Source organism: Sphingomonas larreae (assembly GCF_051400595.1).
GTDB lineage: Bacteria > Pseudomonadota > Alphaproteobacteria > Sphingomonadales > Sphingomonadaceae > Sphingomonas.
On sequence record NZ_JBLFFI010000001.1, the window covers coordinates 531,824 to 551,706 of the forward strand.

Here is a 19,883-nt window from a genome sequence, read left to right on the forward strand (position 1 = left end):
CATGGCGGCGCGTGGAGACCGTTCAATGACCATGCGTATGCTGATCGACGCACGCCACCGGGAGGAAACCCGGGTCGCCGTCGTCAAGGGTAATCGGATCGAGGAATTCGATTTCGAGAGCGCCGAGCGCAAGCAGCTCAAGGGTAACATCTATCTTGCCAAGGTGACGCGCGTCGAGCCGTCGCTGCAGGCGGCATTCGTCGATTATGGCGGCAATCGCCACGGTTTTCTCGCCTTCAGCGAAATCCACCCCGATTACTATCAGATCCCCAAGGAGGATCGCGACGCCCTGCTGCGCGAGGAGGCCGAGCACGCCGCCGAAGAGGCCGCGCTGCGCGCCGAGCAGGACGCGTTCGACGATGCCGATTTCGACGGTGACGAGGACGACCTGGAGGGCGACGATCACGCCGGCGACGATCAGGACGACACCGGTGACGAGTCCGCCGAGGACGACGCGGGCGGCGAACCGCGCCAGTCGCGACGCCGGCGGGGCCGATCGAGCGTCAACGACGATCAGGTCGAGGCCTTGCGCCAGCGCCGCATGTCGCTGCGCCGTCGCTACAAGATCCAGGATGTCATCCATCGGCGCCAGGTGCTGCTGGTCCAGGTCGTCAAGGAGGAGCGCGGCAACAAGGGCGCCGCGCTGACCAGCTATCTCAGCCTCGCCGGCCGTTATTGCGTGCTGATGCCGAACACGTCGCACGGCGGCGGGATCAGTCGCAAGATTTCGAACGCGGGCGATCGCAAGCGGCTCAAGTCGATCATGGCCGAGCTGGCGCTGCCGTCCTCGATGGGCTGCATCGTTCGCACCGCGGGGCTGCAGCGCACCAAGACCGAGATCAAGCGTGACTTCGACTATCTTGCCCGGCTGTGGGACGAGATCCGCGAGAAGACGCTGTCGAGCAGCGCACCCGCGCTGATCTACGGCGACAGCGATCTGATGAAGCGCGCGATCCGCGACATCTACAATAAGGACATCGACGAGGTGATCGTCGAGGGCGGCGACGGGTATCGCCAGGCGAAGGAGTTCATGCGCCTGCTGATGCCGAGCCACGCCAAGAAGGTGAAGCATTACAGCGATCCGGTGCCGCTGTTCCAGCGCGCCGGCGTGGAGGAGCAGCTCGCCGCGATGTACCACCCGGTGGTGCAGCTGAAGTCGGGCGGCTATCTCGTCATCAATCCGACCGAGGCGCTCGTCTCGATCGACATCAACTCGGGTCGCTCGACGCGCGAGCACAATATCGAGCAGACCGCGACCGCGACCAACCTCGAGGCGGCGCATGAGATCGCGCGCCAGCTGCGGCTGCGCGACATGGCGGGCCTGGTCGTCATCGACTTCATCGACATGGACAATGGCTCCAATGTCCGGAAGGTCGAGAAGGCGATGAAGGAGGCGCTCAAGAACGATCGCGCGCGCATCCAGGTCGGCCGCATCTCCAGCTTCGGCCTGATGGAGATGAGCCGCCAGCGGCTGCGCACCGGCGTGCTCGAGGCGTCCACCCGCCCCTGCCCGCATTGCGAGGGCACGGGCTTCGTCCGCACCGCCTCGTCGTCGGGCATCTCGGCGCTGCGGTTGATCGAGGACGAGGCAGCGCGCGGGCGCGGCTCGCTGCTGACGCTGCGGTGCAGCCAGGAAGCGGCCTTCTACGTGCTCAACCGCAAGCGCGCCGACATCGCGGAGATCGAGGACCGCTACGGCGTCCAGGTCGAGATCATCCCCGACGAGGAGCAGGAAGGCGCGCGCATGTCGGTCGAAGCCAACGGCCCGCCGCCCGCGCACGCGCCCAAGTTCGAGCGGCCGATCGTCGAGGTTGAGGACGACCTGATCGAGGACGAGGTCGAGGAGGAGTTCGAGGACGAGGAGGTCGAGGAGACCGCCGCCGCCGAACCGCGCGAGCGCGCCGACCAGGGCGATGACGAAGGCGGCCGCGGCAATCGTCGCCGGCGGCGCCGTCGCGGTCGCCGCGGTCGTAGCCGGCCAGAGGGCGAGGGCGAGGGTGAGGTCGAGTCCGGCGAAGCCGAGGGCGAGGACGAGGACGAAGTCGTCGACGCTGGCTCCGTTGAGGGCGAGGAGGCCGTCGAGACGGACGCCGAGGCACCGGCCGAGGCGGGTGAGCGCGAGGGCGGCCGTCGCCGTCGTCGCGGCCGTCGCAATCGTCGCCGCGAGGGTGACCGGGTCGAGGAGGCCGTGGCACCGGTAGAGGCGCCGGCCGAGGTGACCGATGAGCCTGACGCCGAGCCGGAAGCGGTTGCCGCGCCTGAGCCCGAGCCAGCGGCGGTCCCCAAGACCCGCCGCCGCCCGCGCGCACGCGCCGCGAGCGCGTCGGTGACGGAGGCTGCACCCGAGGCCGAGGCTGAGCCCGAGCAGCCTGAGGCGGACACACCGGTCACGGCACCCGTCGCCGAGGAGGCGCCCGCCAAGCCGAAGCGCACGCGCCGCAAGAAGCCGGTCGAGCCAATCGCCGACGCGGCCGACGCTGGCCCTGTCAACGACGGGCTGCCGGCACCCGACGCGGTCGAGCCCGAGGCGACCGAGGCGCCGGCCAAGCCGAAACGCACGCGCCGCAAGAAGGCCGATGTCGCGCCCGCCGCCGAGGCGCCTGCGGCGGCCGAGCCGGAGGAGGTCGCGGCACCAGAGCCGGAGGCCGCGGCCGAGGCAGACGCTGCGCCCGCCGATGGCGAGGCCACGCCGCGCCGCGGTTGGTGGCAGCGTACCTTCGGCGCCTGACGTCATGCGCCGGGCTTCAGCCGCGGTTCAGTGGAACCGCGGCAGGACGCCCGGCGCATGCCCGCATCGATGTCATCCGCCGGTCCGACGCCCTCCGACGATCGAAAGGAGAGCAGCGCCGTGATCTCTCCTGGCGAAGCGCGCCGTGTTCCTGCGAACGCAGGAACCCAGGACCACGAAGGCAGGCGCAGTTCGTCTCGAACGCTGGCCCGCGCGGCGCGACTGGTCGAGTCGCGCGCTCCTTCCCCGTCACCCCTTACCTGTTCCGAGGTCCAGGCATGCGCGCCTTCGCCGACCGGAGAGGTCGCGGCACGGTGGATCCCGGAACAAGTCCGGGATGACGGGAGGTGGCGAGGGGCGCGCACGTCCATCGGCGCCGCCCCCCGCTGGCACCGCCTCGTTACCGCCGCGGCGACCGCGATCCTCCTCCTCGCCCAGCCCGCGCATGCCCAGTCGATCCTGCGCGATGCCGAGACCGAGGCGCTGTTGCGCGACATGTCGGCGCCGCTCGTCACCGCCGCCGGGCTGCGCCCGCGCGACGTCCAGATTGCGTTGATCAACGACGATTCGATCAACGCCTTCGTCGTCGGCGGCCAGACCGTTTACGTTCATTCCGGGCTGATCCAGGCGGCCGATACGGCCAACCAGGTACAGGGCGTGATCGCGCACGAGCTCGGCCACATCGCTGACGGCCATGTCGTCAATGCCAGCGAGGGCCAGCGCCCCGCGATGGGCATCTACCTGTTGTCGATGGTGCTCGGACTGGCCGCGATGGCGGCGGGCGGCGGCGAGGCGGGCGCGGGCATCCTCTCCGCCGGGCAACAGGCGGCGATGGGCAAATATCTCGCCTTCAGCCGCGTGCAGGAGGCCACTGCCGACGCCTCGGCGGTGCGCTACCTCAACACCGCCGGTATCACCGGGCGCGGCATGCTGGAGTTCTTCAAGAAGCTCCAGCAACAGGAATTCCGCTACGGCACCAAGAACATCGATCCCTTCATGCAGTCGCACCCGCTGTCGGGCACGCGCATCCAGACGATGACCGCCGACCTCCAGGGGTCGCCGGCGTGGAAGAAGCCGCTCGACCCGGCGATCGAGGAGCGCTTCAAGCGCATTCGCGCCAAGCTCGACGGCTATCTGCTGCCCCCGCCACAGGCGCTCCAGAAATATCCCGACAGCGACCAGACGGTCTACGCGCATTACGCGCGTGCCTATGCCTATCACCGTGCGGGCTATCCGGACAAAGCCGACGCCGAGGCCGAGGCGCTGGTCGCCAAGGAGCCCAACGATCCCTACTTCCAGGAGATCATGGGGCAGATCCTGCTCGAGGCGGGCAAGCCGAAGCAGGCGATCGAGCCGCTGCGGCGCGCCACCGAGGGTTCGCGCTCGGACCCGCTGATCGCCACCACTTATGGTCACGCGCTGATCGCGACCGAGGACCCCAAGAACTATGACGAGGCCAAGCGCATCCTGAAGACGGCCGTAGGGCGCGACGACGAGAACCCGTTTGCCTGGTTCCAGCTCGGCACCGTCTACGAGCTGACCGGCGACGAGCCGCGCGCCGCGCTCGCCAGCGCCGAACGTGCCAGCATGATGGGCGATGATCGCACCGCCGCGGATCGCGCTCGTTACGCAATGGCCGGGCTGCCCAAGAACACGCCCGACTGGATCCGCGCGCAGGACATCGCCATGACGTCGCAGAACGGGCTCGACAAAAACAGGAAGAAGCGTCGGTGAACAGGCTGTGGCTGCTCGGCATGGTGGTGCTGGGCGCCTTCTTCGGTGCGGCCGGCATGTGGCTCGCCAACCGCGTCGCTCCGGCCCCGCTCGGCGGCGGCGACCGCGCGCGAATCGAGCGCGTGGTGCACGATTATGTGCTCGCTAACCCTGAGATCATCCCGCAGGCAATCGAGCGATTGCAGGCGCGCGACGCCTCCCGCGCGATCGCCGCGTCGCGTGGCGCGATCGAGGAGCCCTATGCCGGCGCCTGGATCGGCAATCCCAAAGGCGACGTCACGCTGGTCGAATATTACGACTATAATTGCGGTTTCTGTCGCGCCAGCCTGGCGACGGTCGACCAGCTGGTCGCCGAGGACAGGAATGTGCGGGTCGTGTTCAAGGAGCTGCCGGTGCTCGCCGACAGCAGCCGGCTCGCCGCGCGCGCCGCGCTCTCGGCTGCCGCGCAGGGGCGCTTCAAGCCGTTCCACGACGCGCTCTACGCTGCCGGACCGGTGAGCGAGGAGACGATCGCGACCGCGGCCAAGGCTACCGGAGTGGATCTCACCAACCTGCCTGCGGATGCCGATGCGACGATCCGCGCCAATCTAGAGTTGGCGCAGAAGCTCGGCATCACCGGCACGCCGAGCTGGGTGGTAGGCGATGAGCTACTCTCGGGCGCACTGCCGATCGAGCGGCTCAAGGACGCGATCGCCAAGGCGCGGGCGTCCTAGGCCCACTCGCTCCACCCTCATCCCGAAGCAATGGCGCGAACGGCGTCCTCGTACCTCATGCCGAAACACCGCTTCCGCGCTTGCCGCTTCCCGCGTCGCTCCCTAACTGACGCGCGAACCAGGGAGACGACATGCCGGAACCGATCCTGACCGTCGCCGGCGTGTCCAAGACCTACAAGGACGGTCCCACCGCGCTCAAGACCGTCGACCTCAGCGTCAATCGCGGCGAGATCGTTGCGTTGCTCGGCCCCAATGGCGCGGGCAAGACCACGCTGATCAGCATCATCTGCGGCATCGTGACCCCCTCCTCGGGCAGCGTCACCGTGGCGGGGCATGACGTGGTGCGCGACTATAAGGCGGCGCGGCGCGCGATCGGGCTGGTGCCGCAGGAGCTCGCCACCGATCAGTTCGAAAGCGTGCTCGCCACCGTCACCTTCTCGCGACGGCTGTTCGGCCGCTCGGGTCACTCCGACTATATCGAGCAGGTGCTGCGCGATCTCTCGCTGTGGGAGAAGCGCCACGCCAAGATCAAGGACCTGTCGGGCGGAATGAAACGCCGTGTGCTGATCGCCAAGGCGCTGGCGCACGAGCCCGAGATCCTGTTCCTCGACGAGCCCACCGCCGGCGTCGACGTGGCGCTGCGGCGCGACATGTGGAAGCTGGTTCACCGTCTGCGCGAACAGGGCGCGACGATCATCCTCACCACTCATTATATCGAGGAGGCCGAGGAGATGGCCGATCGCGTCGGCGTGATCTCGCGCGGCGAGTTGCTGCTGGTCGAGGAAAAGGACGCGCTGATGGCCAAGCTGGGCAAGCGCCAGATGGACCTGACGCTCGTCGAACCGCTCGCGGCGGTGCCCGAAACACTGGCGCGCTGGTCGCCGACGCTGGAGCATGACGGGCATACGCTGCGCTACGTCTTCGATGCCAAGGCGGAGAACACCGGCATCCCCGAATTGCTCGCCGCGCTGGCGCAACAGCACATCGCCTTCAAGGACCTGGAGACGCGCAAGTCGAGCCTTGAGGACATCTTCGTCGACCTGGTGGGGCAACGCGCATGAACCTGCACGGCATCTGGGCGATCTACCGGTTCGAGATGGCGCGGTTCGGGCGCACGATCTGGACCAGCCTCGCCACGCCGGTGATCACCACCACCTTGTATTTCATCGTCTTCGGCTCGGCGATCGGGTCGCAGATGAAGAACATCGGTGACGTGCCCTACGGGGCCTTCATCGTCCCCGGGCTAATGCTGCTGACAATTTTCTCGGAGAGCGTCTTCAACGCCAGCCTCGGCATCTACATGCCCAAATTCACCGGCACGATCTATGAATTGCTCTCCGCGCCGTTGTCGGCGGTGGAGACGGTGATCGGCTATGTCGGCGCGGCGGCGACCAAATCGATGGTGATCGGTCTCGTCATCTTCGCCACGGCGCATCTGTTCGTCGACCTGCACGTGGCGCATCCCGTGCTGATGCTCTTCTATCTGCTGCTGGTGACGGCGAGCTTCTCGCTGTTCGGCTTCTGCCTCGGCATCTGGGCCAACGGCTTCGAGCAGTTGCAGGTGATCCCGCTGCTGGTGATCACGCCGCTGACCTTCCTCGGCGGCGCCTTCTACTCGCTGTCCGTGCTGCCCGAGCCGTGGCGCACGGTCAGCCTGTTCAATCCGATCGCCTATCTGATCAACGGCTTTCGCTGGACCTTCTTCGGCATCAGCGACGTCGACGTGCTCGCCTGTGTGGCGGTGACGGCGGGCTTCGGCGCGGTCTGCCTGGCGGCGGTGGTGGCGATCTTCCGTACGGGCTGGCGGCTGAAGAGCTGAGCGACGATTTAGGGCGCGCTACCGTAGCCGGCCCGAGAGTATCGGCCGCAGCACCAGCGCGTTGAGGTCGATCGCGATGTGGAGAAGCATCGCCGCGACCAGCGAACCGCTCAACAGATAGGCGAGCGTCAGCACCGCGCCCACCAACGTGGTCGCGATGACGCCGGCTGCACCCTGGTAACGGTGCGCCACGCCGAAGAAGATGCACGCCAGCGCCACCGCAACAAGCGCCGGCACGCCGCACCGCACCAGCAGCAGCGGGAGCAGCAAGCGGAAGAACAGCTCCTCGGTCACCCCCGCGGTCACAGATAGAAGGGCGCCCCACGGCAGCTCACCCCAGGTAGCGGGCAGCACCGACTCGACATCCCCGAGCGTCAGCGACGTGCCGCGCCAGCGCTCGATCAGACCGACGACCACGCCGCCGACGACGAGCCCGCCGATGGTGGACCAGGCGAGCAGATCAAGCGGCAGCGTGCCACCCGCCAGCGCGATCGCCGCGTCACGCGCCGGTGCGAACTCAGGCGGGAGCGTCGCCAGCGCGTCGCTACGGCCGATGGCGACAAGCGCGACCAGCGTCACCGCTGCGAAGTGCAGCGTGGGCCGCGCCATGCGCAGCACGAAGCGGCGTCGGCGCACACCCTCGCCGTCTCGGTAGAGCCAGCGATAATGGCGCGTGCCGCCGCGCAGAAACAGCGCGAAGCTCGCCAGCGCGATCGCCAGCCATAACCCCGCCGCAAGCCGGGCCGTCAGCGCGTCAGCGATCGAGGCGGTGCTCCCCCTTGACCCAGCGCACCGTGCCCGACGAGGCGCGCATGACGACGCTCTCGGTCGTCATCTTGTCGCGCCGGCGCTTGACCCCTTCCAGCAGCGAGCCGTCGGTCACGCCGGTCGCGGCGAAGATGCAGTCACCGCGAGCGAGATCCTTGAGGTCATATTGACGGTCAAGATCGGCGATGCCCCATTGCCGCGCGCGGGCGCGCTCGTCGTCGTTACGGAACAGCAGGCGCCCCTTGAACTGACCCCCGACGCAGCGCAGTGCGGCGCAGGCGAGCACGCCCTCGGGCGCGCCACCCGAGCCCATGTAGACGTCGATCGTCGTGTCCGGATCGCTCGTCGCGATAACTCCGGCGACGTCGCCGTCCCCGATCAGCACCACGCCGCAGCCCAGTCCGCGCAATTCGGCAATCAGCGCTTCGTGCCGCGGGCGGTCGAGCACGCAGGCGACGATGTCCTGCGGGCGCACGCCCTTGGCGGCGGCGATCGCCTGCACGTTCTCGCTCGGCGTGCGATCGAGGTCGATCACGCCGGGCGGCAGGCCGGGTCCGACCGCGAGCTTGTCCATATAGACGTCAGGCGCGTTGAGCAGTCCGCCCGCCTCCGCGATCGCCAGCACTGCCAGGCTGTTCGGCCCGGACTTGGCGCAGATCGTGGTGCCCTCGAGCGGATCGAGCGCGATATCGATCGCGGGCCCCTGCCCGCTGCCCACCTTCTCGCCGATGTAGAGCATCGGCGCCTCGTCGCGCTCGCCCTCGCCGATCACGACCGTGCCGTCCATGTCGAGCTCGTTGAGCGCGGCGCGCATCGCCTCCACCGCCGCGGCGTCCGCCGCCTTCTCGTCGCCGCGCCCGGTCAGCGTCGAGGCGGCGATCGCCGCCGCTTCGGTGACCCGCACCATCTCAAGCACGAGGACACGGTCGAGAACCTTGCTGGGCTGCGGCATGAGTTACCTTCCTGCGACGTGATGCTTCTTCGATACGGCGCGCGCATGACGCTGTCGAGGCAGAATGTTTTACATGTTCAACAGCTGATGCGCGGGCTACACAGGTCAGGTCAGCCACGCGGCCATGGCACTAATCCGGTAGTGCCGACCCCAGCCGCCGCGAAGCGGCTTGCTTTCTAGAGACCGACTGACGCCTTGAGGCCGATCACCCCGACATCGTGCGCCGCAGTCACACCACCGGGTTGATGCACCCATTGCAGATTGGGGCGCAGGTCGAGCCAGCGCGCGAGATGGACGTTGTAATACAGTTCGCCGGTATATTCAGCGTCGCGCGGGGTCGCGCCGTTCAGCAGCGCCTCGCCGCGCGCGAGCCGCTGGTTTACCCCGGTGCGCGCCACCGCCAGTCCGATCACGTCGCCGGTGCGACCCGGCAGCGGCTCGTGGCAGAACAGGCCGAGCGCCACCTGGCTGCTGTTTCGCGCTGTGGCACGGTCGAGCTCGGTGACCTTGAAGAACAGGCTAAGCCCCGACACTTCCTTGCCACCCGCCGCCGCACCCGAGACCTGCTGCTGCAGCGATAGATACAGGCCGTGATGCCCTGTGCGGCGAAGCGGCGCGGCGCCGGTCAGCGCGCGGGGCTGGTGATCGCGATCGAGCAGCACGTCGTCGCCGTCGGCGGTCGCGAGCCAGCCGCCGACCTTGTACGTACCCATTTTCTCACCATCACCACCGCGGACCAGACCGATCTCGGCCGGCACGAGCACGCCGGTGGCGCCATGGAAGTGCGCCAGCGCGAAGCCGGTATCGAGGTTGCGCGGGTTGATCTCATAGGCGCCGCCCGCGACATAACCGCCGCGCCCCGCTGCCACGCGAAGACGCCCGCCCCATTGGCCGATCGGCCAATTCTGCCAATATTCGCCGGCGAGCGCGCCGGGGCTCGCCCCGCAGAACGCCAAATTCATGAAGTCACATGAGAAGACGGCGAAGTCGTCGCCCGGCTGGGTGCGCCCCAGCTTCATTGACGCGCCTGCGCCGAGCCGCTGCTCCCACCATGCCTGGGTGAGCCGGACGACATTGCCGCGACCGAATACTTCCTGCACCTGTTGTAGCACACGGACGTCGGCGGCCGGGCCGAGGCTGCGTCCGCGCCGCCACGTCAGCGTCGTCCTGACCGTCGCGCCGCGCACGCCGGCAAGCCGCTCCATGTCGATGGTCGCCCCGGTGGAAAGCTGCGACGCCTCGCGCACCAGCGAATGTGCGCCGCCGATCGGGTTATAGGCGGTCTCGGAGACATAATGCGCGTTCAGCGTCACCGCGCCCAGGCAGCGCCGTGCGGCCGGCCCACGGTGATGGCAGCCGGCCGCCACGCGCCGCGGCGCAGCGACCGTATAGGCGGGCTGCGCCTGCGCGGTGCCCAGGCAAAACATTCCCGTGGCGATGACCGCCACTTTCTTCCCGACGACCACGCGCATCCCCAGCTTCTTCTATGAAGCCATCATGGGACGATCGGCGCGCTACGCGGCCGATGGTGTGTCGCTTCTCCCCTGTGCGGGTCAGTCCCGTAACAAGTCGTTGATGCTGGTCTTGCTGCGGGTCTGTGCGTCGACGCGCTTGACGATCACCGCGCAGTAGAGCGCCGGCTTTCCGTCGCCGCCGCCGAGCGAGCCGGGCACCACCACCGCAAAGGGAGGCACCTCACCGCGGAAGATCTCACCGGTCTCGCGATCGACGATCTTGGTCGACGCGCCCAGATACACCCCCATCGACAGCACCGCGCCCTCGCCGACGCGCACGCCCTCGGCCACCTCGGCACGCGCGCCGATGAAGGCGCCATCGCCGATGATCACCGGATCCGCCTGAAGCGGCTCGAGCACGCCACCGATCCCCGCCCCGCCCGAGAGATGGACGTTGCGCCCGATCTGCGCGCAGCTGCCGACCGTCGCCCAGGTGTCGACCATCGTCCCTTCGCCGACATAGGCGCCGATGTTGACGAAGCTGGGCATCAGGATCGCGCCTTTGCCGACGAAGGCGCCGCGCCGCACCACGCTGCCCGGCACCGCGCGGAAGCCGGCGCCGCGGAACTCGGCCTCGCTCCAGCCAGAGAATTTGCTCGGCACCTTGTCAAACCAGTGACCGGCGCCCGGACCATTGTCGATCAGCGCATTGTCGTTGAGGCGGAAGCTCAGCAGCACCGCCTTCTTGAGCCATTGGTTGACGCGCCAGCCGCCGGCACCGTCGGGCTCGGCGACGCGCGCCTCGCCCGCGTCGAGCAGCGCTAGCGCGCGATCGACCGCGACGCGAATCTCGCCCGCGGTGGTAAGGCCCAGTTCCGCACGCTGCTCCCAGGCGGCGTCGATGGTGGCGGCGAGATCGGTCGTCATGGGGTCTCCAGCAGGGTCTCGAGCCAGGCGGTGAGATCGGTCACGCGATAGTCGACGTAGGAGCGGTCGGCGTCGTGGTCCTGCTCGGACCCGTTGTCGACCCACACCGTCGCCATGCCGATCGCCTTGGCGGGTCTGAGGTTGCGCGCCATGTCCTCGACGAACAAAGCGCGTGTGGGATCGATGCCGAAGGCCTCGCACAGCCCCTGATAGGCGGCGGGCGCGGGCTTGGGCACGAGATTCATCGCGGTGATGTCGTGCACCGCCTCGAAGCTGGCGCCGAGCCCGAGCCGATCGAGCACCTTCAGCGCGTAGGGCTTGTCGCCGTTGGTGAAGACCAGTTTGCGCCCGGGCAGCCGCGCCAGCGCGGCAGCGAGCGGGGCGTTCTCCTCCAGCGCGTCCATCTCGATGTCGTGGACATAAGCGAGAAAGGCGGCGGGATCGATCTCGTGGTTGGCCATCAGCCCGGCGAGCGTGGTGCCGTGGCCGAGAAAATAATCCTTCTGCACGCGCCGCGCCTCCACCGCATCGAGCCCGAGCAGGTCGGCGACGAAGGCGGTCATGCGCCGGTCGATGAGCGCGAACAGGTCGGCGCTGGCCGGATAGAGCGTGTTGTCGAGATCGAAGATCCAGGTATCGATGTGCGCGAGCGCTGGCAGCATGGCGGGGGCTGTAGTGGCTTTGCCGCGGCGCGTCATCCCTCGTGCGCTGTTCGGCGGGACGCCGTTCCCTCCACCGTCATCCCGGACCCGATCCGGGATCCAGCCTTCCGCGAGAGCAACGCGCCGCGAGTATGCGGCACCGTGATCCCGGACCAAGTCCGGGATCACGGCGACGAGGGAACGCCCGGCTCGTGCCCCAAGCCACGCTTCGCCCGCGCCAAGCGACATTCGTCTGGCGAAGCGTCTCCCGCCTCCCCACCTGTTACTCATGACGCTCTACTCGCTGCTCGATCTCGTCCCCGTCACCGAGTCCGGCTCGGTCGCGGAGTCGCTCCGTAACGCCGCCGATCTCGCGCGGCACGCCGAGGCGCTCGGCTACAATCGCTACTGGGTCGCGGAGCATCACGGCATGACCGGGATCGCCTCGGCGGCGACCGCGGTGGTGATCGCGCATGTCGGCCAGGCGACCAGCACGATCCGCGTCGGCGCGGGCGGCATCATGCTGCCCAATTCGGCGCCGCTCCAGATCGCCGAACAGTTCGGCACGCTCGACGCGCTCTTCCCCGGCCGCATCGACCTCGGTCTCGGCCGCGCCCCCGGCTCGGACCAGCGGGTCGCGCACGCGCTGCGCCGCAACCTCAGCAGCGACGCCAACGAGTTCCCGCGCGACGTGGTCGAGCTGCAGAGCTATTTCGCCGACGACGGCCGCACCGGCATCACCGCCACGCCCGGTGCCGGCGCCGCACCGCAGATGTGGATCCTCGGCTCCAGCCTGTTCGGCGCGCAGCTCGCCGCAATGCTGGGTCTGCCCTATGCCTTCGCCTCGCATTTCGCACCCGACGCGCTCGACCAGGCGCTGGCGATCTACCGGCGCGACTTCCGCCCGTCCGCGGCGCTGGAGCGGCCCTATGCCATGGCGGGCTTCAACGTCTTCGCCGCTGACACGCACGAGGAGGCTGAGCTGATCGCCAGCTCGCAGCAGCAGCAGTTCGTCGCGCTGCGCACCGGCAATCCCGGCCGCATGAAGCCGCCGGTGCCGGGCTATCGCGCCTCGCTGCCGCCACAGCACGCCGCGATCCTCGATCACGCCTTGTCGGCGAGCGCGATCGGCACACGCGATGAGGTCGCGCGCGGCATCGCCGCCTTCGTCGCCCGCACCGGTGTGGACGAGCTCATGATCACCAGCGCGGTGTACGACCATCAGGCGCGCCGCCGCTCGATCGCGCTGGCGGCGGACGCGATGGCGGAGGTGAAGCTCGCGGCGTGATCGCCGCCGCGTGCGCATGGCCTTGCCCTGCCCGCGCGGCGCCGCTAACCGCACGCGATGGCGCGCATCGGCATCATCATGGGGTCTACCTCCGACTGGGAGACGATGCGCCACGCGAGCGAGACGCTCGACGCGCTCGGCATCGTGCACGAGACCAAGGTGGTGTCCGCGCATCGCACCCCGCAGCGGCTCTACGATTATGCGACCGGCGCCGCCGCCCGTGGCATCCAGGTGATCGTCGCCGGCGCGGGTGGGGCGGCGCACCTGCCCGGCATGGCAGCGGCGATGACGCACCTCCCCGTGCTCGGGGTGCCGGTCGAATCCAAGGCGCTGAAGGGCATGGATAGCCTGCTCTCGATCGTGCAGATGCCCGGCGGCGTGCCGGTGGGCACGCTGGCGATCGGCAAGGCCGGCGCGATCAACGCCGGACTGCTCGCCGCCTCGATCCTGGCGCTCGAAGACGCAGATTTGTCGCGACGGTTGCAGGCGTGGCGCACCAAGCAGACCGACGGCGTAGCGGACGAGCCGGCATGAGCGACTGGCCGATCCCGCCCGGCAGCACGATCGGGATCCTGGGCGGCGGCCAGCTCGGCCGCATGATCGCCAGCGCCGCCGCCGATCTCGGCTATCGCACCCACGTGCTCGCGCCCGACCGCGAAAGCGTCGCGGCGCAGACTGCCTCGTCGCTGACGCGCGCGGACTATCACAACAAGGTGGTGCTCGCCGACTTCGCCGCGCAGGTCGACGTCGTCACCTATGAGTTCGAGAATGTCGCCGCCGGCCCGGTCGAGTGGCTGGCCGAGCGCGTTCCCGTTTTCCCCGGACCGAAGAGCCTCGCGGTGGCGCAGGATCGCGTCAAGGAGAAGAGCTTCGTCGAGCAGGTCGGCGGTCGCCCGGCGCGCTGGCAGGCGGTCGCCTCGCGCGAGGAGCTCGCCGCCGCCATCGCTACGATCGGCTGTCCCGCGGTGCTCAAGACGACACGCTTCGGCTATGACGGCAAGGGCCAGGCGCGGCTCGCCTCTCCGGACGACGCCGACGCGGCCTGGGAGACGATCGGGGGCCCGGCCGTGCTCGAGGCGTTCGTCGAGTTCAGCCACGAATTCTCGATCGTGCTGGTGCGCGGCCGGGACGGTACGATGACGAGCTATCCGCCGCCATGGAACGAGCATCGCGACGGCATCCTGCACCGCTCCACCCTTCCCGCCCCACCCGAGATCGCGCGGCAGTGGACCGAGGCCGCCGCGCTCACCGGACGGATCGCCGACGCGCTCGACCATGTTGGCGTGCTCACCTGCGAATATTTCGCGAGCGCGGACGGCCCGGTGTTCAACGAAATGGCGCCGCGCGTCCACAACAGCGGCCATTGGACGATCGAGGGTGCTGTGACCTCACAGTTCGCCAACCATGTCCGCGCGATCTGCGGGCTACCGCTCGGCGACACCGCGCTGACCGCGGCGGACATCACGATGGAAAATCTGATCGGCGACGAGTGGGAGCGCTGGCCAGAGATCGTCGCCACGCCGGGCGCCTATCTCCACCTCTACGGCAAGCGCGAGAGCCGCGCCGGGCGCAAGATGGGGCACGTCACCCGCATCGGCCGCTAAGCGCGACGCGGCGTCAGGCCGGCCGGTCGGCGACGTCAATATAAATTCGTTCGGATCGCCTCGCGATAGTTTGCGTCAAGCCGCGCCGCATCGGCCGGCGAGCTGCCGCTCAGCGCCGCCTTCATCTTCCCGATCGACGGCACGCTGGCGCGATCGAGCCGCGCCTCCGGCGACCACAAGCGCGCGCGATGGAGCGCCTTGCCGCAATGGAACAGCACTTCGTTGATCATCACGACGACCGCCGTCTTTGGTAGCTTGTCCCCTTCTTTCCGCCGCTGGAGCAAGGCAGCCTCGTCCGACACGCGTCCGCGCCCGTTGATGCGCAGGAAAACGTCGAGCCCCGGAGACAGGAACAGCAACGCGACGCGCTCGTCCTCGACCAGATTGCGCAACGTCTCGATGCGATTGTTGCCCGGCCAATCGGCAAATGCGACATGTCCCGGATCGAGCACCTTGACGAAGCCCGGCGGCCCGCCGCGAGGCGACGCGTCCAGCCCCTCCGCGCGGCCCGTAGCGAGGCAGAAGAAGGTCGCCTGCGCGAGATAGGCTTCGTGGAAGTCGGCCAATCGTGGCAGAACCGCCCGCTGGATTGACTCGGCGGGCGGCGCATAAAGGCGGTCGAGGTCAGCGGCGGTGAGATCAGGCATGCATGTCTCCGACTGAGGCCTGCTTCCTAACCCGACCCGCGCGGGGCTCCAGCATCAGCTGACCGACGATGGGGTTCGGCGGTGGCTGGATGCTGCGCCCGGCGGAGCAAAGCGGCGTGCGGCGGGTTGCACTCGCGTAACGATCTTTTCTTCTCCGAGGTTTGGCGAATGACGATCCCGCGGCGCCGTGTCGAGAATGGCGGACTGCTCCTGTTCCTGCTGTTGATCAGCGTCGCGCTCGTGGCGGTGGTGTCGAGCTTCCTTGGCGCGCTGCTCTGGGCGGCGCTCGCCGCGCTGTTGTTCCAGCCGCTCTACCAGCGCCTGCTGCGGCGCTGGCCCGACCGGCGCAACATGGCTGCCGCGGTCACCCTGCTGATCATCACCGTGGCGGTGGTGATCCCCGCCTTGATCATCGGCAGCCTCGTGGTGGATCAGGCTGCGGGGGTCTACACGCAGCTGCGCGGCGGCCAGATCAATTTCGCGACCTACTTCCAGCAGGTGCATGACGCGCTGCCGCGCCGTCTCCAGGGCATGCTCGATCACTCGGGGTTCGCCAGCTTCGAGCGCGCGCAGGCACAACTCAGCAACGCGGTGAGCAACAGCGCCAGCACGCTGACACGCCGCGCGCTGTCGATCGGTGCCAACGCCGCCGCCTTCCTGCTGGCGTTCGGCGTCGGGCTGTATGTCACCTTCTTCCTGTTACGCGACGGCGACCGGATCGGCCCGGCGGTGGTACGTTCGCTGCCGCTCGAGCAAGACGTGGCGACGCGGCTCGCGGAGAAGTTCGTCGCGGTGGTGCGCGCCACGATCAAGGGCTCCGGCGTGGTGGCGATCGTGCAGGGAGCGCTCGGCGCGGTGACCTTCTGGATCGTCGGACTGCCCGCGGCGCTGCTCTGGGGCATTCTGATGGCGATCGCCGCGCTGCTGCCCGCGGTGGGGCCGGCGATCATCTGGGCACCGGTCGCACTCTATCTCTTCGCCACCGGCGCGATCTGGCAGGGCGTGGTGGTGATCCTGTCGGGCGTGCTGGTGATCGGTCTCGCCGACAATATCCTGCGCCCGATCCTGGTGGGACGCGACACCGGCATTCCCGATTGGCTGGTATTGGTGACGACGCTGGGGGGCATCGACCTGGTCGGTCTCAGCGGGATCGTTATCGGGCCGCTGGCGGGAGCGCTGTTCATCACCGGCTGGCAGATGCTGACCGAGCAGCGAATGGCGCAGCGGGCTGCGGACGATGCTCCCTCCCCTTCAGGGGAGGGCCGGGGTGGGGCGTCGCCGTCTCACCAAGACCGGCGCGCCTGAGGAGACGCCCCACCCCAACCCTGCGCGAGGTGAACAGCGCCCCACGCTGTTCAGGCCATGCCGGGGGCATGGCCGACCTCGCGCCCCTACAGCGGAGGGGCTCAAGTCACCTCACCCCACGCGCGTGCCCGAGAGCGGGAAGCTGCCGAACGCGCCCGCGCCGACGCTGCCGGTGATCGTGTCGCCGTCCACCGTCGCGGCGATGTCGAGCGTCATCGGCATGGGCGAGGTCATCTGCTGCTTCCACGCCAGCGTGTTGCCGTCGACCTTGCCCTGCACGTCGGACGCACCCATCGCGCCCGAGGCCTGGCCAGTGAAGCTGTCGCCCTGCGACGTCACCGTCAGCGTGAGCTTCTGGTCGCCCAGCGGCGACTTCACGGTGCAATCGTAGGTTCCGTCGACTCCGGCCATCACGCTCTCCTCACTTCGATGCGGTCGGGGAAGCCGCCGCAGACGACGCGCCCGCGACCGCGGATGCCGCCATGACCTCCACCGGCAACCCCAAGGAGTCAAGCTGAGGCTTCACCTTGGCGGCCTCGCCCACCACCACCCAGACGAACTTGTTCGGGTCGATCGCCGCTCTGGTCGCCGCGGTCACCTGCGGCAGCGTCAGCGCGCGATACTTTTGCGTGATCGTCGCGTAATAGTCGTCGGGCCGGCGATAGAGATCGTTCGACTGCATCGCGCCGAGCACGTTGTCCGACGTCTCGAAATCACCCGAGAGCGAGCGCGTGCCCGCGTTGACCGCGCGCGCGAACTCTGCCTGTGTCATCGGCTTGGCGGTGAGATATTGCACGATGTCGGCGCGCAGCGCGGCGAGCGACGGACCGGTCTGATCCGCCTGCACCGGCGCGGAGACGACATAGGGTGCGGCGAAGGCGTTGCGGCTGAAATAGCCGCCGACGCCGTAGGACCAATGCTTGTCCTCGCGCAGGTCCATGTTGAGCCGTCCCAGGAAGCTGCCGCCGAGCGCGTCGTTGCCGACCTCGACGGGCAGGAGCTCGTCGGTGCCCTTGAGCCCCGTCTGCACACCGCCCGTGACGAGCGACTGCGGGCTGTCGGGTCGATCGATCAGCACGATGCGCGGGCTCACCGAGGTGATCTGCGCCGGGAACGTCTTAGCGCCGGCGACCCCCGCGGCGCGCCAGTCGCCGAAACGCGCTTCCATCACCTGCTTCACCTCGGCGAGCGGACGATCGGAGACGACGAAGATCTTGGCCTTGTCGGGTCGAAGCCACGCCTGGCGGAAGGCGAGCAGGTCGGCGCGGGTCAGCGCCTCGACCGCGGCGGGATCGCCCGAACCCTGCGCCTTGGCGTAGGGCGAGCCGGGCGACACCAGCTTGGGCAGCACGCGCCGGGCGAGACCATTGGGACTGGTCAGCTCCTGCGCGATCGCGGTGAGCTGCTGCGTCTTGACGCGCCCGAGCTCGGCCGGTGCGAACGAGGGCTCGCGCGCGATGCTCGCCCATAATGCTGCGCCGGCGTTGAGATTGGCGCTCGGCACGCGCAGGCCGAGCGTGGTGCGGTCCGCGCTGCTGCCGCTCGAGATCGACGCGCCGAGCCGCTCGCGCGCTTCCGCGATCTGGATTGAGTTCAGTTCGCGCGTCCCCTCGTCCATCATCGCCAGCGTCAGCTGCTGCGTGCCAAGCTTGTCGTCGACGTCGGCGGCGATGCCCGCATCGAAGCTGAGCACCGCCTGGGTGATCGGCACGATGGTACGCTGCGCGTAGACCAGCTCGATCCCGTTCGACAGCCGGGTGCGCTCCACCTTGGGGAAGCTGAGCGCGCCGATCGGGCCAACGTCGGGCAGCGGCCCGCGCGTGCCCTTGGGCGGCTGCTCGGGCGCTTCCTTCACCGGCGCGGGCGGCGGCACCTTGCTCTCGGCATAAGCATCACGCTGCCCGTTGACGATCTGGAGCGAATAGGCCGGCCGCGTCAGCCACTTGGCCGCGGCCGCCCGGACACTCGCGGGGGTCTGCGCGGCGAGTGCGGCAAGCTGCTTCTTGTAGAAGCCGGGATCGTCCGAGTAGAGCGCACCCTCGGCGAGCGCCACCGCCTTGCCGCCGAAGCCACCGACCGCCTCGAGCCCGCCAATCCGCGACGAGACCGTGCTTGTGACGTAGCGCGCGACCTCGTCGGTGCTGGGGCCGTTCTTGATGAAGTCGGCGACGAGCTGGTCCGTCCGGGCCTGCACCTGCGCTGCGTCAACGCCGGGCCTGACCATGGCGATCAGCTGGAAGGTGCCGACCTGCGCGAAGCTCTCATATTCCGCCGACACCTGCACCGCGAGTTTCTCGCCCTTGACCAGCACATTGTCGAAGCGCGAGCTGGCCAGCCCGCCGAGCACGCCGGCCGCCACCTCCAACGCGGGCGCGTCGCGATCGTTGAGACCCGGCACCGCCCATTCCTTCATCACCAAGGTCGCGGCGACGCGGTCCTTCATGATCTCGCTGGCCTTGCCCGGCAGCGACGAGGGCACCGGCGCGGGCGGCGCGACGCTCTTCGGGCCAGCCGCGATCGCGCCGAAATATTTCTCCACCTTGGCCCGCGCGGTGGCGAGGTCGACGTCGCCGGCGAGCACGAGGACGGCGTTGTTGGGGCCGTAATGGCTGCGGAACCACTCCTTCACGTCGGCGAGGCTGGCGGCGTCGAGGTCGGCCATCGAGCCAATCGTGGTGTGGCCGTACGGGTGACTCGCGGGGAATAGCCCCTCGGTCGCCTTGTAGCGCAGCAGACCGTAGGGCTGGTTGTCGCCCTGGCGCTTCTCGTTCTGGACGACGCCGCGCTGCTCGTCGAGTACGCTCTGGGTGATCGCGCCGGTGAGGTAGCCCATCCGGTCCGACTCGAGGAACAAGGCGCGGTCGAGTGCGGCGGTCGGCACCGTCTCGAAATAATTGGTGCGGTCGAAATAGGTCGTGCCGTTGAAGTCGGTCGCGCCGACCTGCTGGAGGGGCTCGAAGAAGTCGCCCGGCGCGTTCTCGCTGCCGTTGAACATCAGATGCTCGAACAGATGCGCGAAGCCGGTCTTGCCCTGCGGCTCGTGTTTGGAGCCGACATCGTACCAGACGCTGACCGCGACGATCGGCGCCTTGCGGTCGGTGTGGACGATCACGCGCAAGCCGTTCTTCAGCGTGAACTGCTGATAGGGGATGTCGATCGCCTTGACCAACTCGGACACCGGGGCGGCGGCGGGCAGCGGCGCGCCGGAGCGGGCTACGGGTGTCTGGGCGTGGGCGGGAGCAGAGAGGACCGCGAGCGCCGCGCCGGCCGCCAGGAACGCACGATAGGTCAACGGATGATGCT

General features: G+C 68.7%; 17 protein-coding genes. 9 read left to right on the forward strand and 8 right to left on the reverse strand.

Translation table 11 applies throughout. The features are described from left to right. Window positions 1-37 precede the first annotated feature (37 nt). From ACMGDM_RS02310 to ACMGDM_RS02330, 5 genes are all read left to right on the forward strand, one after another. Entirely contained in the window at window positions 38-2,728 is a 2,691-nt protein-coding gene (locus ACMGDM_RS02310; RefSeq protein WP_436803612.1) for an Rne/Rng family ribonuclease, read from the forward strand. Window positions 2,729-3,097: 369 nt separating this feature from the next. Continuing rightward, window positions 3,098-4,462, forward strand: coding sequence for a M48 family metalloprotease (locus ACMGDM_RS02315; RefSeq protein ID WP_436803613.1), 1,365 nt, complete (start codon window positions 3,098-3,100; stop codon window positions 4,460-4,462). Continuing rightward, window positions 4,459-5,175, forward strand: coding sequence for a DsbA family protein (locus tag ACMGDM_RS02320; RefSeq protein WP_436802524.1), 717 nt, complete (start codon window positions 4,459-4,461; stop codon window positions 5,173-5,175). Before ACMGDM_RS02315 ends, ACMGDM_RS02320 begins: the two co-directional genes overlap by 4 nt. A 131-nt stretch (window positions 5,176-5,306) precedes the next feature. Continuing rightward, window positions 5,307-6,236, forward strand: coding sequence for an ABC transporter ATP-binding protein (locus ACMGDM_RS02325; RefSeq protein WP_436802525.1), 930 nt, complete (start codon window positions 5,307-5,309; stop codon window positions 6,234-6,236). Continuing rightward, window positions 6,233-6,994: an ABC transporter permease gene (locus tag ACMGDM_RS02330; RefSeq protein ID WP_436802526.1), complete on the forward strand. Its 762-nt coding sequence runs from the start codon at window positions 6,233-6,235 to the stop codon at window positions 6,992-6,994. Before ACMGDM_RS02325 ends, ACMGDM_RS02330 begins: the two co-directional genes overlap by 4 nt. An 18-nt stretch (window positions 6,995-7,012) precedes the next feature. Here ACMGDM_RS02330 and ACMGDM_RS02335 read toward each other — a convergent pair whose 3' ends face one another. From ACMGDM_RS02335 to ACMGDM_RS02355, 5 genes are all read right to left on the reverse strand, one after another. Then, window positions 7,013-7,630, reverse strand: a complete 618-nt coding sequence (locus ACMGDM_RS02335) for a CPBP family intramembrane glutamic endopeptidase (protein WP_436802527.1) — start codon at window positions 7,628-7,630, stop codon at window positions 7,013-7,015. Between the two features lie 118 nt (window positions 7,631-7,748). Continuing rightward, window positions 7,749-8,714, reverse strand: coding sequence for a class II fructose-bisphosphatase (gene glpX / locus ACMGDM_RS02340; protein ID WP_436802528.1), 966 nt, complete (start codon window positions 8,712-8,714; stop codon window positions 7,749-7,751). A 176-nt stretch (window positions 8,715-8,890) separates the two neighbouring features. Continuing rightward, window positions 8,891-10,186, reverse strand: coding sequence for a carbohydrate porin (locus tag ACMGDM_RS02345; protein ID WP_436802529.1), 1,296 nt, complete (start codon window positions 10,184-10,186; stop codon window positions 8,891-8,893). Between the two features lie 81 nt (window positions 10,187-10,267). Continuing rightward, on the reverse strand, window positions 10,268-11,095 hold the full coding sequence (gene dapD / locus ACMGDM_RS02350) for a 2,3,4,5-tetrahydropyridine-2,6-dicarboxylate N-succinyltransferase (RefSeq protein WP_436802530.1): 828 nt from the start codon (window positions 11,093-11,095) through the stop codon (window positions 10,268-10,270). Beyond that, window positions 11,092-11,757: a pyrimidine 5'-nucleotidase gene (locus ACMGDM_RS02355; RefSeq protein ID WP_436802531.1), complete on the reverse strand. Its 666-nt coding sequence runs from the start codon at window positions 11,755-11,757 to the stop codon at window positions 11,092-11,094. The genes dapD and ACMGDM_RS02355 overlap by 4 nt, the downstream gene beginning before the upstream one ends. 268 nt (window positions 11,758-12,025) lie before the next feature. Here ACMGDM_RS02355 and ACMGDM_RS02360 point away from each other — a divergent pair, with 268 nt between their 5' ends. The 3 genes from ACMGDM_RS02360 to ACMGDM_RS02370 all read left to right on the forward strand — a co-directional run bounded on the left by ACMGDM_RS02360 (window position 12,026) and on the right by ACMGDM_RS02370 (window position 14,628). After that, window positions 12,026-13,024, forward strand: coding sequence for an LLM class flavin-dependent oxidoreductase (locus tag ACMGDM_RS02360; RefSeq protein WP_436802532.1), 999 nt, complete (start codon window positions 12,026-12,028; stop codon window positions 13,022-13,024). Window positions 13,025-13,102: 78 nt separating this feature from the next. Then, complete coding sequence (purE, locus tag ACMGDM_RS02365; protein WP_436802533.1) at window positions 13,103-13,558, forward strand: 5-(carboxyamino)imidazole ribonucleotide mutase; 456 nt, start codon at window positions 13,103-13,105, stop codon at window positions 13,556-13,558. Beyond that, complete coding sequence (locus ACMGDM_RS02370; protein ID WP_436802534.1) at window positions 13,555-14,628, forward strand: 5-(carboxyamino)imidazole ribonucleotide synthase; 1,074 nt, start codon at window positions 13,555-13,557, stop codon at window positions 14,626-14,628. Before purE ends, ACMGDM_RS02370 begins: the two co-directional genes overlap by 4 nt. Before the next feature lie 35 nt (window positions 14,629-14,663). Here ACMGDM_RS02370 and ACMGDM_RS02375 read toward each other — a convergent pair whose 3' ends face one another. After that, complete coding sequence (locus ACMGDM_RS02375) at window positions 14,664-15,275, reverse strand: MSMEG_1061 family FMN-dependent PPOX-type flavoprotein (protein ID WP_436802535.1); 612 nt, start codon at window positions 15,273-15,275, stop codon at window positions 14,664-14,666. Between the two features lie 168 nt (window positions 15,276-15,443). On the opposite strand from ACMGDM_RS02375, the gene ACMGDM_RS02380 reads away from it, so the two are divergent. Continuing rightward, window positions 15,444-16,580, forward strand: a complete 1,137-nt coding sequence (locus ACMGDM_RS02380) for an AI-2E family transporter (RefSeq protein ID WP_436802536.1) — start codon at window positions 15,444-15,446, stop codon at window positions 16,578-16,580. 111 nt (window positions 16,581-16,691) lie between these two features. Here the strand turns inward: ACMGDM_RS02380 and ACMGDM_RS02385 are convergent, their stop codons facing one another. Together ACMGDM_RS02385 and ACMGDM_RS02390 are read right to left on the reverse strand one after the other, a co-directional pair. Then, complete coding sequence (locus ACMGDM_RS02385; RefSeq protein WP_436802537.1) at window positions 16,692-16,991, reverse strand: hypothetical protein; 300 nt, start codon at window positions 16,989-16,991, stop codon at window positions 16,692-16,694. Between the two features lie 10 nt (window positions 16,992-17,001). Next, a complete protein-coding gene (locus ACMGDM_RS02390; protein ID WP_436802538.1) occupies window positions 17,002-19,872 on the reverse strand; it encodes a M16 family metallopeptidase in 2,871 nt (956 codons plus the stop codon). Window positions 19,873-19,883: the final 11 nt, after the last annotated feature.

Coding starts and splice junctions, on each gene's coding strand:
- ACMGDM_RS02310 (WP_436803612.1), top strand. CDS start 38: ATGCTGATCGACGCACGCCACCGGGAGGAAACCCGGGTCGCCGTCGTC.
- ACMGDM_RS02325 (WP_436802525.1), top strand. CDS start 5,307: ATGCCGGAACCGATCCTGACCGTCGCCGGCGTGTCCAAGACCTACAAG.
- ACMGDM_RS02330 (WP_436802526.1), top strand. CDS start 6,233: ATGAACCTGCACGGCATCTGGGCGATCTACCGGTTCGAGATGGCGCGG.
- glpX (WP_436802528.1), bottom strand. CDS start 8,714: ATGCCGCAGCCCAGCAAGGTTCTCGACCGTGTCCTCGTGCTTGAGATG.
- ACMGDM_RS02345 (WP_436802529.1), bottom strand. CDS start 10,186: ATGCGCGTGGTCGTCGGGAAGAAAGTGGCGGTCATCGCCACGGGAATG.
- dapD (WP_436802530.1), bottom strand. CDS start 11,095: ATGACGACCGATCTCGCCGCCACCATCGACGCCGCCTGGGAGCAGCGT.
- ACMGDM_RS02355 (WP_436802531.1), bottom strand. CDS start 11,757: ATGCTGCCAGCGCTCGCGCACATCGATACCTGGATCTTCGATCTCGAC.
- ACMGDM_RS02360 (WP_436802532.1), top strand. CDS start 12,026: ATGACGCTCTACTCGCTGCTCGATCTCGTCCCCGTCACCGAGTCCGGC.
- purE (WP_436802533.1), top strand. CDS start 13,103: ATGGGGTCTACCTCCGACTGGGAGACGATGCGCCACGCGAGCGAGACG.
- ACMGDM_RS02370 (WP_436802534.1), top strand. CDS start 13,555: ATGAGCGACTGGCCGATCCCGCCCGGCAGCACGATCGGGATCCTGGGC.
- ACMGDM_RS02375 (WP_436802535.1), bottom strand. CDS start 15,275: ATGCCTGATCTCACCGCCGCTGACCTCGACCGCCTTTATGCGCCGCCC.
- ACMGDM_RS02380 (WP_436802536.1), top strand. CDS start 15,444: ATGACGATCCCGCGGCGCCGTGTCGAGAATGGCGGACTGCTCCTGTTC.
- ACMGDM_RS02385 (WP_436802537.1), bottom strand. CDS start 16,991: ATGGCCGGAGTCGACGGAACCTACGATTGCACCGTGAAGTCGCCGCTG.